This window comes from Zongyangia acetica (genome assembly GCF_038739695.1).
Taxonomy (GTDB): Bacteria; Bacillota; Clostridia; order Oscillospirales; family Ruminococcaceae; genus Zongyangia; species Zongyangia gallinarum.
The window spans coordinates 14,843-29,632 of record NZ_JBBEWN010000007.1 but is presented as its reverse complement, the minus strand read 5'-3'; the positions used below and the strand labels follow the sequence as shown (position 1 = coordinate 29,632).

General features: G+C 57.7%; 14 protein-coding genes and 1 tRNA gene. 13 read left to right on the top strand and 2 right to left on the bottom strand.

Going from position 1 to position 14,790, the window contains the following annotated elements; all coding sequences use genetic code 11:
- Nucleotides 1-14 precede the first annotated feature (14 nt).
- From WGC32_RS07635 to WGC32_RS07605, 7 genes are read left to right on the top strand one after another with little or no spacing between them, the layout of a single operon-like run.
- Entirely contained in the window at nt 15-410 is a 396-nt protein-coding gene (locus WGC32_RS07635; protein ID WP_342681268.1) for a hypothetical protein, read from the top strand.
- Nucleotides 407-1,408 carry a hypothetical protein gene (locus WGC32_RS07630; protein ID WP_342681267.1) on the top strand — a complete coding sequence of 334 codons (1,002 nt, stop codon included), beginning with the start codon at nt 407-409 and terminating at the stop codon, nt 1,406-1,408. Before WGC32_RS07635 ends, WGC32_RS07630 begins: the two co-directional genes overlap by 4 nt.
- Nucleotides 1,377-1,742 carry a hypothetical protein gene (locus WGC32_RS07625; RefSeq protein ID WP_191481283.1) on the top strand — a complete coding sequence of 122 codons (366 nt, stop codon included), beginning with the start codon at nt 1,377-1,379 and terminating at the stop codon, nt 1,740-1,742. The genes WGC32_RS07630 and WGC32_RS07625 overlap by 32 nt, the downstream gene beginning before the upstream one ends.
- Before the next feature lie 26 nt (nt 1,743-1,768).
- On the top strand, nt 1,769-2,122 hold the full coding sequence (locus WGC32_RS07620; protein ID WP_342681266.1) for a hypothetical protein: 354 nt from the start codon (nt 1,769-1,771) through the stop codon (nt 2,120-2,122).
- Entirely contained in the window at nt 2,112-3,194 is a 1,083-nt protein-coding gene (locus WGC32_RS07615; RefSeq protein ID WP_342681265.1) for a baseplate J/gp47 family protein, read from the top strand. Before WGC32_RS07620 ends, WGC32_RS07615 begins: the two co-directional genes overlap by 11 nt.
- Nucleotides 3,191-3,760, top strand: a complete 570-nt coding sequence (locus WGC32_RS07610; protein WP_342681264.1) for a hypothetical protein — start codon at nt 3,191-3,193, stop codon at nt 3,758-3,760. The genes WGC32_RS07615 and WGC32_RS07610 overlap by 4 nt, the downstream gene beginning before the upstream one ends.
- Before the next feature lie 12 nt (nt 3,761-3,772).
- Nucleotides 3,773-4,249, top strand: coding sequence for a hypothetical protein (locus tag WGC32_RS07605; protein WP_342681263.1), 477 nt, complete (start codon nt 3,773-3,775; stop codon nt 4,247-4,249).
- Between the two features lie 174 nt (nt 4,250-4,423).
- Here WGC32_RS07605 and WGC32_RS07600 read toward each other — a convergent pair.
- Nucleotides 4,424-4,500 (bottom strand) — tRNA-Arg (locus tag WGC32_RS07600).
- Between the two features lie 69 nt (nt 4,501-4,569).
- Nucleotides 4,570-5,538, bottom strand: coding sequence for a cysteine synthase A (gene cysK / locus WGC32_RS07595; RefSeq protein WP_342681262.1), 969 nt, complete (start codon nt 5,536-5,538; stop codon nt 4,570-4,572).
- A gap of 159 nt (nt 5,539-5,697) precedes the next feature.
- Between cysK and WGC32_RS07590 the strand changes: the two genes are divergently transcribed.
- From WGC32_RS07590 to WGC32_RS07565, 6 genes are all read left to right on the top strand, one after another.
- Nucleotides 5,698-5,850: a hypothetical protein gene (locus WGC32_RS07590; RefSeq protein ID WP_342681261.1), complete on the top strand. Its 153-nt coding sequence runs from the start codon at nt 5,698-5,700 to the stop codon at nt 5,848-5,850.
- A complete protein-coding gene (locus WGC32_RS07585; protein ID WP_342681260.1) occupies nt 5,826-7,316 on the top strand; it encodes an L-aspartate oxidase in 1,491 nt (496 codons plus the stop codon). The genes WGC32_RS07590 and WGC32_RS07585 overlap by 25 nt, the downstream gene beginning before the upstream one ends.
- Nucleotides 7,313-8,149, top strand: a complete 837-nt coding sequence (gene nadC, locus WGC32_RS07580; RefSeq protein ID WP_191510304.1) for a carboxylating nicotinate-nucleotide diphosphorylase — start codon at nt 7,313-7,315, stop codon at nt 8,147-8,149. Before WGC32_RS07585 ends, nadC begins: the two co-directional genes overlap by 4 nt.
- A gap of 293 nt (nt 8,150-8,442) precedes the next feature.
- Nucleotides 8,443-9,654 (top strand): LuxR C-terminal-related transcriptional regulator, encoded by a 1,212-nt coding sequence (locus WGC32_RS07575; RefSeq protein WP_342681259.1) that lies wholly within the window; start codon nt 8,443-8,445, stop codon nt 9,652-9,654.
- Between the two features lie 421 nt (nt 9,655-10,075).
- Nucleotides 10,076-10,414 (top strand): hypothetical protein, encoded by a 339-nt coding sequence (locus WGC32_RS07570; RefSeq protein WP_342681258.1) that lies wholly within the window; start codon nt 10,076-10,078, stop codon nt 10,412-10,414.
- Nucleotides 10,411-14,568: a hypothetical protein gene (locus tag WGC32_RS07565; protein WP_342681257.1), complete on the top strand. Its 4,158-nt coding sequence runs from the start codon at nt 10,411-10,413 to the stop codon at nt 14,566-14,568. The genes WGC32_RS07570 and WGC32_RS07565 overlap by 4 nt, the downstream gene beginning before the upstream one ends.
- Nucleotides 14,569-14,790: the final 222 nt, after the last annotated feature.

Here is a 14,790-nt window from a genome sequence, read left to right as displayed (position 1 = left end):
AAGGAGGAATCCCATTGGAATTGATGCAATTTAAAAGCTATACCTGGCCTTACAACCCGGTGAAAATCGAAATCACCCTGGGCCGGGACCTGCGCACCCGTCAGGCCCGGGGCTTTGGCACCATCATCAGCGACTGGGGCCAGACCGGGGCCAAAATCCAGGGGGAGGGGGAGTTTTTCGGGGAAAATTGCAGGGCCCAGTTCGAAAGCCTGCGCAAGGTCTTTCTCACCGAGGGCTCGGGGAAGCTGATCGTCCCCTCCTTTACCCCGGTCTATGCCTACTTTGAAAGCCTGAAGGTGCTGGGGGAAGGCCCCCTTCACACCCTGCGCTACGCCTTCTCCTTTGTAGAGGATATGGAGCGGAAGATCTCCGGCGGCAACAGCCTTTCCATGGGCGGGGTGCTCTCATGAGGGCCGCCCTGTACACGGCGGAGGGCAGGCTCATCCGTCCCCGGCAGATCTTCGCCTTCTCTCTGGACGAGGGCCTTTTTGTCCCTGCCGCCGCCTTGGACCTTACCGTCTCCGACCTGATCTATGAGCCGGTGACGGATATCCTTATCTACGACGGGGACGCCCTCCTCTTTGACGGCTTTGCCGACCGGCAGCAGGCCATAGAAAACAGCCAGGGCGCCTTTACCCGGCTGCGGGCCAGAAGCCGGGGGGCCCTGCTTTTGGACAACGAGGCCCGGCCCCAGACCTATCAGCGCACCACGGCGGAGGATATCTTCCGGCGGCATCTCGCGCCTCACGGCTTTACAGAGATCCGGGGCCACCGCCAGGCACTTTCCAGCTTTGTGGTGGGCAAGGGGATGAGCGAGTGGGAGGTGCTGACCTCCTTTCTGGACAAGACCACCGGCGCCTATCCCCGGATCCTCCCCGGGGGGATCATCGACATCGAAACCTATCTGAAATCCCAGCGCCGGGTTCATCTCTCCAACACCCGGCCGGGAGCTGTCCGCTACACCGGCTATGAGGTGCGCTATGACCGGATGGCCCCCATCTCCCAGGTGCTCATCGCCGATGAAAACGGCCTTTACTCCACCTGCGTCCGAAACCCGGTGGCGGAGAAATCCGGCATCTCCCGGCGGCGGTATCTCACCACCCCCAAGGAGTACGCCGACGCCCCGGTGCGAAACGCCAAGCTGCGGATCCGCAGTTCCATGGAGGAGTATTTCTCGGTCTTGGTGGACGCCGCCACCCCTTCCGCCATCGGGCTTTTGGATCTATGTATCTTTGAGCCCATGAAGGACTACGACGGGGAGCTCATCGCCACCCGGCGGACCATCTCCCTGACCTCCGGGGGCTGGCAGACCAGGGCGGTGCTCCAGGACAAGCGCCATCTGGAAATGGACCTCACAGAAGAAAAGGAGGAAAGCTATGTGGCTGTCACGACGCCCAGCATCCCCTAAAGGGGCATCCGCCGGCCGGGTCACCCTCCCGGGAGGGGCCGGCTTTGGGGGAGGAGGCGGGGCAGAGCTGCGGGAGGCCCCTGTCTACGGCCCCTATGGATACCGCTTTGAGGCGCCGGAGGGCAGCGGGGTGCTCCTTTTGGACACAGCGGAGGGCCAGGTCCTCTGCGGCGTCCGCACGCCCCCGGCCGGGGGGCTTCTGCCGGGGGAGGTGGAAATCTCGGTGCCGTCAGGGGCCAGAATCAAGCTTTGCCAGGACGGCACCATCTGGCTCAACGGCGCCCATATTACCAAAGGCGGCCAATTTGTCCCCGGCTCCGGCAGCGGGGACTGACCGCCCTTTAGAAAGGAGGCGCGCCCATGGAAATGCGCATCCAAAACGGGGACTTTGTCCCCGACCATCGGGGCATCCCCCAGGCGGTGGACGGGGTGGAGGAAACCATCAACCGGGTCTTTTTCTGCCTGTGCGCCCGTCGGGGCGGCTTTGCCCCTCTCCCCGGCCTGGGCAGCCGGCTGCGGGAAATTTCCGGCAGCGGGGAAAATCGGGACCTCACCGCCGCCGTCATGGTCCGGGAGGCTTTAGAAAGCCTGGACGGCGTCCAGGTGGGGGAGGTCTCCACCGTCCGCCAGGGGGAGAGCCTCACCATTTCCATCAGGCTGCAGCTTGCGGTGGGAGAATATGAAATCGAGGTAGGTGTGCCCTATGGCCAATGAGTTTGCCCCACGCTCCTATGCGGAGCTCTTAGATGAAATGACCGATGGCTTCCAGGCCATCAGCGGCTACAGCCCCAAAGAGGCGGGGGACTTATACGTCCGCCTGTGCCTGTTGGCCCAGGAGCTTTCCGCCCTCCATGAGAAGCTGGACTTCGCCGGGCGGATGCTCTTCCCCGACACGGCCCAGGGGGAATATCTGGACCGCCACGCCCAAACCCGGGGCCTTGTCCGGAAGGAGGCGGTCCCCGCCGCGGGAGTCCTCCGGTTTTCCCGGGATACCGCCGCCGCCTATGACATCTCCATCCCCCAGGGCACCCTCTGCTGCACCAGCGGGGAGGAGCCGGTCCGCTTTGCCACCACGGCCGGCGGCGCCCTTGAGGCGGGCCAGACCCAGGTGGATATTCCGGCCCAGGCGGTGGACGGGGGACGGATGGGCAACGTGGCGGCGGGGGCGGTTACCGTCCTGGTGACCCCGCCCCAGGGCATCGCCCAGGTGGAAAATCCAGCCCCCTTTGCCGGCGGCGCCGATGAGGAGGACGACGAAACCCTCCGGGAGCGGCTGCTGGCCGCCTACGCTTCGGTGGCAAACGGCACCAACGCCGCCTATTACTATAACCTGGCCATGTCCTTCCCCTTTGTCCGGTCGGCCCACGTCATCCCCAGAAAGCGGGGCCGGGGCACGGTGGATATCATGGTGGATGTAGGTTCCTCCGACACCGGGCGGCTTTCGGAAATCTCCGATGCCGTGGCGTCCCAGCGGGAGATCGGGGTGGACGCGGCGGTCTCCCAGGCCGAGGCAAAATCTGTCAGCGTCTCGGTCTCCCTCACCGCCGCCTCCGGCTTTATCCCGGAGCAGGTGGAGGAAGCCGCCCAGGCCGCCTTGGAGGATTTCGGGGGACGGCTGGGAGTATCCCAGCCGCTGAAACTTATCGATTTGTATACTTGCCTTATTCATATACAAGGAGTAGATAATTTTCAGGTGACAGCGCCGGATTCCGACGTTATCCCCACCGAAACCCAGGTGATCCGGCCCACCTTTAGGGTGACGGCGAAAGGCGGGGAGGACCTATGAACAGCCTAACATCCATGAAAGACGCCCTGCGGCCCCTAGGGCTCTACAATCTTGGGGAGGGCAGCTTCATCTCCCGGGAGCTTTCCTGTTACGCCCAGTTTTTGGATGAGGTAAGGGAAGCCATAGACAGCCTTCTCACCGAGGGCTTTCTCCAGACCGCCGGCGAGGAGGGCATCGCCCGGATGGAGGCTCTGGCAGGGGCCCGCCAGCCGGAGGAGATGGAGCTGGAGAAACGGCGGGAGATGCTTCTCTACCGCTTTGCCCACCGGCCCGACGATTTTAACCGGGAAGGGATGCTCCGGGGGCTGGCGGCTCTGGGACTTACCGCCCAGATCACCGAAAATTTCGGGGCGGAGCAGCTCATCCTCAGCGATGACACCGCCTTTTCCGACCCGGCACAGTATCTGCGGATACGGCGGGAGTCCCTGGACCTTCTGCCCGCCCATCTGGAAGTGCTCTTTAACCTGGGCACCCTGACCTGGACGGTGTTCCAGGGCAAGGACTTTACCTGGAACCAGTGGAACAGTCGAAACCTTAACTGGATGGAATTTGAAATATTCTCGTAAGGGGGAATTTTTGTGGCCAGCACCAACAAAACCGAGCATCTCTCCCTCAACCAATGGGTGCTCACCGACAAGCCGAGGATGGACGACTTTAACAGCGACAACCAGAAGCTGGATCAGGCCGTGGGGGAGCATACCGCCGACACCACCCTTCACATCACATCCTCGGAGCGGAACAAATGGAACGGCGCCCCCAAACTGGCTGTGGGCACCTATGTGGGAAATAACGCCCTGACCCGGACCATTTCGGTGGGCTTTACCCCAAAGTTCTGCGCTGTCTTTGCCCAGGACGAAATGCCGGTGGATCCGGTCAACGAAGACGGCATCGGAGAGGTCTTCGCCGCCTTTGCCTGCACCGGCACTGGCTCCCTGGGGCTCAGGGTGGCAAGCGGCGGCTTTACCGTCACCCATCACCAATCCACCCCGTTGGACAGCCGCTTCCTCCGGCTCAACTTCTCCGGCAAGACCTATGGATATGTGGCCATGGGCTAAAAATAAGCATAAAAAAGGACCGGCCAGCCAAGTTCTTGATCAAACAAAAAACCCGCCGCAAACGAAAGATGGTTTGCGGCGGGTTTTTGCAATGTAAAGCATATAAGGTTCTGATCTAAAACACAAAATAAAAAATTGAGCCTGGAACGCCATAAACGTCCAGGCTCAATCCTGTGGCGCGCCAAGAGGGACTCGAACCCCCGACCTTTTGGTTCGTAGCCAAACACTCTATCCAGCTGAGCTATTGGCGCACCTGATCACCCAAAACAGATTCTACCTTTTGAGTGCCTAAATATAATACCACATTTGACACAGCCGTGTCAAGGCATGAGGAAAAATTCTCCGCCGGGAGAGGAAGGGTCATCAAAGACAGGGGTGGAAAGATAGCGGTCGCCGGTATCGGGCAGCAGGGCTACAATGGTCTTGCCTTTGTGCTCCGGCAGCCGGGCCAGAGCGTAGGCGGCGTGAAGGGCGGCGCCGGAGGAAATGCCCACCAGGATGCCCTCGGTGCGGGCCAGCTCCCGGGCGGCGGCAAAGGCCTCCTCGTTCCCCACAGGGATCACCTGGTCATAGATGCCCCGCCGCAGCACATCCGGCACAAAGCCGGCGCCGATGCCCTGAATTTTGTGAGGCCCCGGCTTGCCGCCTGAAAGGACAGGGGAATCCGCCGGCTCCACCGCCACCACCTGAACCGTCCGCTTGCGGCTTTTGAGGAATTCCCCCACCCCGGTGATGGTGCCGCCGGTGCCCACACCGGCCACAAAGATATCCACCGCGCCGTCGGTGTCCCGCCAGATCTCCGGGCCGGTGGTGCTCCGATGGGCCGCCGAGTTGGCCGGGTTCTCAAACTGGCTGGGGATAAAGGCGTTGTCGGTTTGGGAGGCGATCTCCTTGGCCTTTTCAATGGCCCCCCGCATCCCCTTGGCCCCGTCGGTAAGGACCAGCCGGGCCCCGTAGGCGGCCAGAAGCCGGCGCCGCTCCAGGCTCATGGTCTCGGGCATGGTCAGGATCACCTGGTATCCCCTGGCTGCCGCCACACTGGCCAGGCCGATGCCGGTGTTGCCGCTGGTGGGCTCGATGATGACGGAGCCCTCCTTGAGCAGGCCCTTTTCCTCCGCGTCGGTAATCATGGCATAGGCAATCCGGTCCTTGACGCTGCCGGCGGGGTTAAAATATTCCAGCTTCGCCAGCACATGGGCGCCGAGACCCAGCTTTTTTTCTGTTTTTATCAGCTCTAATAGCGGCGTGTTGCCGATGAGCTCTTCCAAAGATCTGTAGATATTGGCCATCTGATACGCCTCCATTCTAATCCCTAGTATTTTAGTATGATTTAGATTATAGCATCCCCGGCGCCCTTTGTCAAGGGAGGCGGGAATCCATGGTTTCCCTGGAAGGATGCCCGGAAAAGGGGCCCTTTATACAGCCGCGCCGTCGGAGGGGACCGCGCCATGAAAACCGGGGCGGAATTTGCCGGGCCTGGGGATGACGGGATGAAAAAAGGGGTGCGGGTGGTAAAACTTTGTGATACAATAAAACAGATACCAAGCCGAAAGATGACGGCGGAGGGGAGCGGACTATGGAACAAAATTACGATGTGGTGATTGTGGGAACCGGGGTGGCCGGCCTATATGGGGCGTTGCAGCTGGATGAAAGGCTGAAGGTGCTGCTCATCTGCAAAAGGGAGATCACTTTAAGCAATTCCTCCCTGGCCCAGGGAGGGGTGGCGGCGGTGACCCGGCCCGACTATGACGACGTAAGCTATCACATCCAGGATACATTGGTTGCCGGAGGGCACAAAAACAACCTGGCCGCTGTGGAAAAACTGTGCAATGAAGGCCCCAATGAGGTCCGGCATCTCATGGAGCTGGGGGTGGAATTTGACACCGACGAACAGGGGCAGACCCACCTGACCCTGGAAGGCGGCCATTCCAAGCCCCGGGTCCTCCATCACAAGGATTCCACCGGCCGGGAAATGGTGAACAAATTAATACATAACGTAAAAAACAGATCAAATATTACAATTTGGGAGCATTCCATTGTGGTGGGCCTGGAAAAACGGGGGGATGGTTTCGCCATCGACGCCCTGTATGACGACGAGCACCACGACAACGAGCACTGCTATATTGCCGCCCGGTATGTCATCCTCTGCACCGGAGGCATCGGCCGGGTCTACCGATATACCACCAATTCCGCCATCGCCACCGGGGACGGCATTACCCTGGCCTACCAAATGGGGGCCAGGATCAAGAACCTGAGCTTTGTCCAGTTCCACCCCACCGCCTTTGCCGGCAATGTCCGGGAGCAGTTCCTCATCTCGGAGGCGGTGCGGGGAGAGGGCGCCCATCTCATCAACTGCCACGGAGAGCAGTTTATGACCCGGTATGATCCACGGGGAGAGCTGGCCCCCCGGGATGTGGTAAGCCGGGGGATCATCGCCGAGCAGAGCCGGGTGGGCAGCGACAAATTCTACCTGGATATCTCCTACAAAGACCCGAAATTTGTCAAGGAACGGTTCCCCATGATCTATGGGGCCCTGCTGGTGGAGGGCTATGACCTGACCCGGGACTGGATCCCCGTCTACCCCTGCCAGCACTACCTGATGGGAGGCATTGACGTGGATCTGCGCTCCGCCACCACGGTGGACAGGCTCTACGCCTGCGGGGAGTGCTCCCACACCGGCGTCCACGGCGCCAACCGGCTGGCCAGCAACTCCCTTTTAGAGGCGCTGGTCTTCTCCCACGCGGCGGCGGAGGACATCAACCGCCGCAGCAGAATAGAGCCCGCCACCTTCCCCGACCCCGCCTTCCCTGCCGACCGCAGGCTCAACCGGATCCCCAAGGGGGTGCGCACCGAGATCCGCTCTATTATGCAGGAGGCTGATTTTGTGGTGCCCAACCCGGAGCGGGCGGCCCAAGGCCTCTCCCGGATTTTGGACATCCGGCGGATGCTGCTGGAGGGGGGCTATATGGTCAACCACGATTACTTTGAGGCCCTGAGCCTTGCCACCATCGCCTGCCTGGTGCTGCAGGACGTGGCGGAGAAATACGAGAAGGAGGAAGAAAGATGAACCTGCCCCAATTTTATATTGACGATCTGATCAAAACCGCCCTGAAAGAGGACATCAACTATATCGACGTGACCACCGATTACCTGCTGGACCCGGAAGCAGTCACCCAGGCCTATTTTGTTTCCAAGGATGACGGGATCCTCTGCGGCATCCAGGTGGCCATGCGGGTTTTCACCCTGCTGGACCCGGAGGTGAAGTTCCAGCTGTATAAAAAGGATGGAGACCCGGTCAAAAAAGGAGACCGGATCCTGGATATGGAGGGGCACACCGTAGCCCTGCTCAAGGGGGAGCGGACCGCCCTGAACCTGGTCCAGCACATGTCGGGCGTCGCCACCGCCACCCACCGGTGCGTGGAGCTGGTGGAGGGGACAAACGCCTCCATCGCCGACACCCGCAAGACCCTGCCGGGCCTGCGGCCCATCCAGAAGTACGCCGTCACCTGCGGCGGCGGAAGAAACCACCGGTACAACCTATCCGACGCCGCCATGCTCAAGGATAACCATATCGACGCCTACGGCTCCATCACCGCCGCCATCACCGCCCTGCGGAAGAAGGCGGGCCATATGCTCTCCATCGAGGTGGAGGTCCGCAATTTTGAGGAGCTACAGGAAGCCCTGGACGCCGGGGCCAACATCATCATGCTGGACAATATGGACTGTTCCGACATGGCCCAGGCGGTGGAGATGACAGGGGGACGGGCCAAGCTGGAGGCCTCCGGCAACATCACCCTGGAGAATATCCGCCAGGTGGCCGAAACCGGGGTGGATATCATCTCCCTGGGGGCGCTGACCCACTCGGTGAAGTGCTTCGACATCTCGATGAAAATAAAATAGAAAAAAGCGCTACAGAGCACCCTTCATGGAGAAGGGTGCTCTGTAGGCCTGTTATAACAACGAGTTCTTTCTTATTTTTGATGTTCCCCATTCATAAGGCGCGCAGTCGTCATCCTAGTTGATGATCTAGAATGATCACTTAACAAACATACTAGCAGGCGAGCTCCAAACCATACGCGCAGTAGGAAAAAGCCTTGAAAATCTACGGATATTCGTATATAATTGTGAACGATAGAATTATAGATGCGAAATTGTCCTCCCAGAGGCATTACCCTTTAAAAGGCGGTGGCGGAATGAAAAGTTATATCTCTATCCAGGAAGCAGCGGAAAAATGGGGTGTGTCTGAACGAAGGATCAACCAATACTGCGCCGAGGGCCGCATTCCCGGCGCCCAGAGGTTTGGAAAGTCATGGGCGATTCCGGATGATGCGGAGAAGCCCGGCGATCCCCGCCGGACACGTCAGCAAACAAAATCCGCTCCGGAAGAGATGGCTCCCGGCGGTCCGCTGGATCACACCAATCTAATGCCGCTGATGAATACGGCTTTTGCTCCGGGCCATTGCCGGGAAGCTGCGGAAGGGATGGCTGCAGGCCCTCAGCGTGATATCGCCCTTGCCGAGTATCACTATTTCAGCGGCCAACCGGAGGCGGCGGCAAAAGAGGCTGAGCCCTATCTCACCAGTTCCGACATGGGAGCGCGGCTCTCCGCTTGTCTGCTCTACGCTTACGCCAATCTCTCCATTGGAGAGATACCGAGGGCTAGATTTGCTCTGGGGGAGCTGAACACCTTCCTTGCCGCCGCAGGGGAGCAGTCGCCCCAGTTCCGGGCTGCGTCGGCTTTTATCGCGTCGACTGGGGCGGTGTTGCTCCATCTGCCACTGCCGGAGGAAATGCCGGAGGTTGAGAGCTTTCTGCCGCTGCTGCCGCCGGGGCTTCGGGCCTTTGCGCTGTATGTACAGGCCCATTATCTCTATTTGAAAGAGGAATATGCCCGCAGCGCTGGCATTGTGGAGGCCACCCTTGCCATGGGCGCGGCAAACTACCCCATCCCCGCCATCTACCTGCATCTGGTGGCGGTAATGGACTATATGAGCCTCAAACAGCCGGATCGGGCTGAGATCCATCTTCTGACGGCATGGGAGATTGCCCGGCCCGATGATCTCATCGAAGGCTTTGGGGAACATCACGGCCTGTTGGGCGCCATGCTGGAGGCGGCCATTAAGCCAAAATGGCCCAAGGATTTTAAGAGGATCATCGACATCACCTATCGTTTCTCTTCCGGATGGCGTAGAGTTCATAATCCAATCACTGGGCACGACGTAGCGGATGATCTGACCACCACCGAATTTTCCATGGCCATGTTGGCCGCCAGGGGCTGGACCAACCAGGAAATCGCGGAACACCTGAATGTGTCGGCAAATACGGTGAAAAGGCATATCTCTGAGGCGATGAGGAAGTTAAATGTAGAAACAAGGAAGGAACTAAAACAATATATGCTGCGATAGAAAGATGCCCACGGGAGACCGTGGGCATCACCCATTTTAGAGGTCAAAACGGGTAATAGAAATCGAAATTGCCTTTCGGTATAATAAAGGCATAATCATGGAGTTAACCAGGCATACGGCGGCCGGTATTGCCGCAAAGAGAAAGGAAAGCAATGAAAGCTTATAAAAACGCTCTTAGGAGATGGCATTCATTCCCTACAAAGAGGCAAACAGAAAGCCTATCATTTTCCCCTGCGCGCAATGTCATAACGCCATGTAAAAGGACACGTCTCGCCCACGGTTCATCCGCGGCTGAAGCGCGTCCTTTTTCCACCGCAACGAATCCGTCAGTGAGGGAGAGGGGGTGTTCGCTGCGTGCGCATCCATGGACCCCGCACAGCGCTCTGCCCGCGCCATAGAGAAAAGAAGGGGGCTGAGGGAAATGGAGAAGGCCAAACGATACGAGATCGAGGGTAGGATTCTGGATATTCCCGTGCATTGGGATGAACGCTCCCAACAATATCTGGAGGATTACAGTAGTCTCATCGAAAATCCGGTATACACGCCGGAGGGGCGTCCCATCCTGCTGACCATTGAGGACGCCTGCAGGTACAGCGAGCCGGTGGAGGACGAGCCGCGGTGCATCGACTGCGGCTCCTGCGTCTATTTCCGTCAGCCTCGGGGTTCCCTGCTGGGGGTATGCCACAACGAAAAGACGCGCTCCGACGCCGGGCCGGCGCAGTTAGAAACCAATGTGAAGAAGGAGGAAGAGAAACCATGAAAAAACGATTGACGGCGACACTGCTTTGCCTGTGCATGATATTTACACTGATGCCGGCGACAGTATTCGCGGCGGGCGGAGATGGCGCTCAGAGGAAGATGCTGCAACCAGGCACCGCCGGCCTATTGGTCGGGGACAAGGTGTATTACGGCACGGAACAAGGAACGTGGCAGGTGGTATCGACAAACGGCAACGGCGGTACCTACAGCGACGGCACAAACACTGTGGACGCCCAAAATGTGCCGTTCTTACTTTCTGACACGGGAATATTTACAACGGAATTCGGTAACGACGATAACTATCAAGGCAGTACGCTGCAAGAGCAATTGCAGAGCGCCGCGAAAAACACAGAATATTTCAGCCCCCTTGAGCAGGAGGCCATTCTGGAGACAACAAAAGATGGCGCCTCCATAGAATTAGGCTGGGTTAGCTATTCTGACGATGGCCTGAACGGCGACACGATGTTTGCCCTCTCGGCAAATGAGTTCGAAGAATACTTAGGCTATACAGGCGATGGCTGGTCAGACGGGCTAGAGGTGGGTGATTGGTGGATGCGCTCAGCTTGTGATGTTGGCTCTTCCCTAAGGGCGGCCGGCGTCGTCGACAGCTCAGACCGTCCGGTATTTTCCATTGTCTCCGACGATCATATCTGGGCCCGGCCGGCTTTAAACCTGAATCCAAACTCGGTTCTCTTTATAACCAATGTAATTAAGTTCACCTACGAGGGTCAAGATATTTACAATGACTATGGAAAATTTCAGCCTTCTATCTCATCGTCCTTAGAGGAGGTCGACGCCTATTCTCAAGGCGATAATGGGCCTAAAATGTGGAGGCTGACCCTTCTGGACAGCGGGCGTAACTTCAGCGCAGATGTGGGAATCGCTAACGGCACCAGGCTCACCGTGGAATACACCGGTGCGAGCGTCGGCGAAAACGAATATATCTCCGCCGTCATCATCGACAAGGACGGCAACATCTCACATTACGGCAGGCTGATGCATGTGACGTCTGAGGAGCAGGCAAACGGCACGGTGGAAGTCACCCTACCGGATGGCTTTAACAGCGAAACCGATACGCTCTATCTGTTCTCGGAGCAGTATAACTTCCGCGGGAGATACGGTGTTACCCCCAACCTCGAGTCGGATTATGCAAGCGCCCTTCAAGAGGTAGAGATTACAAACACCCTCTCCATGCAAATGGGGGCGGACAGTATAGTGGCCGGCTACTCGGTCTATTACGGCGCGGATAGCAGAGAATGGCAGGTGTTGTCAACAAACGGCAACGGCGGCACATATAGTGATGGCATGAACACGGTAGACGCCGATAACGCGATGTTTTTGCTTTCTAAAACCGGAATGTTTAAAACGCCCCTCGGTACCAACAATAACTACCAAGGCAGTACGCTGCAAGGGCAATTGCAGGACGCCGCGAAAAGCGCAGAATATTTCAGCCCCCTTGAGCAGGAGGCTATTCTGGAGTCAACAAAAAACGAAGAGGGCTCCGTCACATTTGGCAATTATACTTATTTTCCCAGTAACCTTTATGGCGACACGCTGTTCTCCCTCTCGGCAAATGAGCTTCGTGATTACCTGGGGTATACAAGCAATCGCGACACTTGGACATCTGTGATGGAGGGAAATGGTCAAAGCTTCTATGACCTCATTTGGTGGCTGCGGTCGTCCTGCACATTTCAGGACGTTCAATGGAGCGGCACTGTCAATTACTACGGTTCGCCCGATTATGAAAGGTCTTCTGACCTTTTCTGGGCACGTCCCGCTTTTAACCTGAATCTAGGTTCTGTCCTCTTCGCATCCGCCGCCGAAAACGGAAAAGCTTCCGGCGATGTAGGCGCTGACGCCCTGACGGAGGTTGCAAGGATCGCCAGCATCGCAGAGTGGAAGCTGACCCTTTTGGACAGCCGGCGCGGCTTCAGCGTGGACAATACAACCATAGACGGCAGCACCATCACCATAAGCTACAAAGACGCGAGCGTCGGGGAGCATGAGTATGTCTCCGCTGTCATCATGGACGAGAAGAACAACATCACATATTACGGCAGGCTGGTGAATGTGACGTCTGAAGAACAGGCAAGCGGCACAGTGGAAATCACCCTGCCGGCCAGCTTCGACAGCAAAACCGATTCACTCTATCTGTTCTCAGAGCAGTATAACGGCGACTACAAAACAGACTATGCCAGTGAATTGCAACTGGTTGCATTGACGACAACCCAACCCCCCTTGTCTCCAGAAATAACGCCAAGCGCTACATTTACCGCAACAAGCGATAAGGGCGGTACGCTGTCGGATGTGGATACCTCCATGAAATACAGCGTGGACGGCGGCAGGACATGGAATAATATTACCGGCACAACCATGGAGATCACCGGCGTAACAGCGACGAATGATGTAAAGGTATATAAGCCTGGCAATAACACGACCACCTCTGACTCTGAAGTGCAGACCATTGATGTGACCCAAGCGGCACCGCCTACAGGGGTTGACAAGGTGGACTGCACCACCACCCAGCAGAACGATGGACAGATCACCGGCGTTGATCCCACGATGGAATATAAGCTGTCCACTGATTCCGGCTGGACAGAGATTACGGGGAATACCGTAACAGGACTTACCAATGGTACTTATCAAGTCCGTGTAAAGGCGGATGGGACGGTTCTCGCTTCCACCGCCGCAACTGTCACGGTCGGCGCGCATACCTGTACGGCCCAGGGCGGCTGGCAGTATGACGGAACCAGCCATTGGAAGCTCTGCACCTGCGGCGCTAACGTAGAAGAAGCCGTCCACTCCGGCGGAGAAGCCACCTGTAAGGCCGCGGCGGTCTGTACGGTCTGCGGTCAGCCCTACGGCGAGAAAGACCCCGATCACCACACCGGCACCGAAGCTTGGCTGACCACAGCCACTACCCATACCAAAGTATACAACTGTTGTCAGGCGGTTATTGAAGTGGAAACCAACCACACATGGGAAAATGGCACATGCACCGTTTGCCAATATGGCTGCCAGCACAAGGGCGGGACAGCCACCTGTTCCCAGCTTGCAAAGTGCGAAATCTGCGGAAGCCTTTACGGAAACTATGACCTGGATAATCACAAGGCATCAGAAACATGGACCCAGGAAAACGATAAGCACTATCACATCTGCGAATATGGCTGCGGCACCCACCTTGATGAAGCGGCCTGCTCCGGCGGAGAAGCCACCTGCACAGAGAAAGCGGTCTGCGATATCTGCCGGCAAGCCTATGGTTCTGTAGATCCTGACAATCATTCCGGCAAGGTCGTATGGGAGCAGACCGCGACCACCCATTCCAGTGTATACGATTGCTGCGGGGCAGAGGCGGTTGCAGAGGAAGCCCATGAATGGGAAAACGGTGTGTGCAGCGAATGCGGATATGAATGCCGGCACTCCGGCGGAGAAGCTACCTGCGCAGAGAAAGCGGTCTGCCATATCTGCGGCGATGAATATGGGGATGTAAACGCCTCCAACCACACAAATCTTGTGAAAACGGAGGCGAAACCGGCAACCCATTTGACGGAGGGTAACACAGAATACTGGTATTGCGACGGCTGCGATAAGTATTTCAGTGATGAAGCAGGCACGAACGAAATTGCTCTGGAAGATACCGTTATTCCGAAGCTGACAGAGCATACTGCCGATGGTACCGGCTGGCACAGGGATGAGGAGAGCCATTGGCATACCTGTGAGTGCGGCGAGGTCATAGACAAAGCAGCCCATAGCTATAAATGGGTAATAGACAAGGAAGCAACCGCTACAGAAGCAGGCCTCAAGCATGAGGAATGTAGCGTCTGTGGCTATGCGAAAGCCGCGGTGGAAATCCCCGCTACAGGGACGGCAACCGATCCGTCTGACGAAAACGAAAAGCCCTCTATAGGAGCACCGACAGATCCCAACACTTCAACTGGCAACAACCAGACTGGCACTTCGGCCGGCGATAACCACTCCGGCGTTTCGGCCGGCAATAACCAGACTGGCGCTTCGGCCGGCGATAACCAGTCCGGCGATAAGACCTCCCCACAGACGGGCGATGAAAGGGATCTGGCGCTGTGGATTTTCTCTCTTGCGATTTCCGGATGCGCCATTATGGGAAGCGTCATCTATCATAAACGGAAAAAGTGCTAAGGTTTTTGTTGGGGAAAACACCTATAAAAGGATGTAACCAAAGCGTCATTCAAATCTAATTTTACACGGCGGGGAGGGCTGCCACTTCCAAAGGGAGGGGCCGGCCCTCCCCGCTTATTTGGACGGATCGGTTTGAAAACGGTCACAGGCGGCGCGGGAAGAAAATCACCTGAACAAGCAGGAACCGGCGTGACCTAACACGCCGGTTCCTGCCGAAACTCT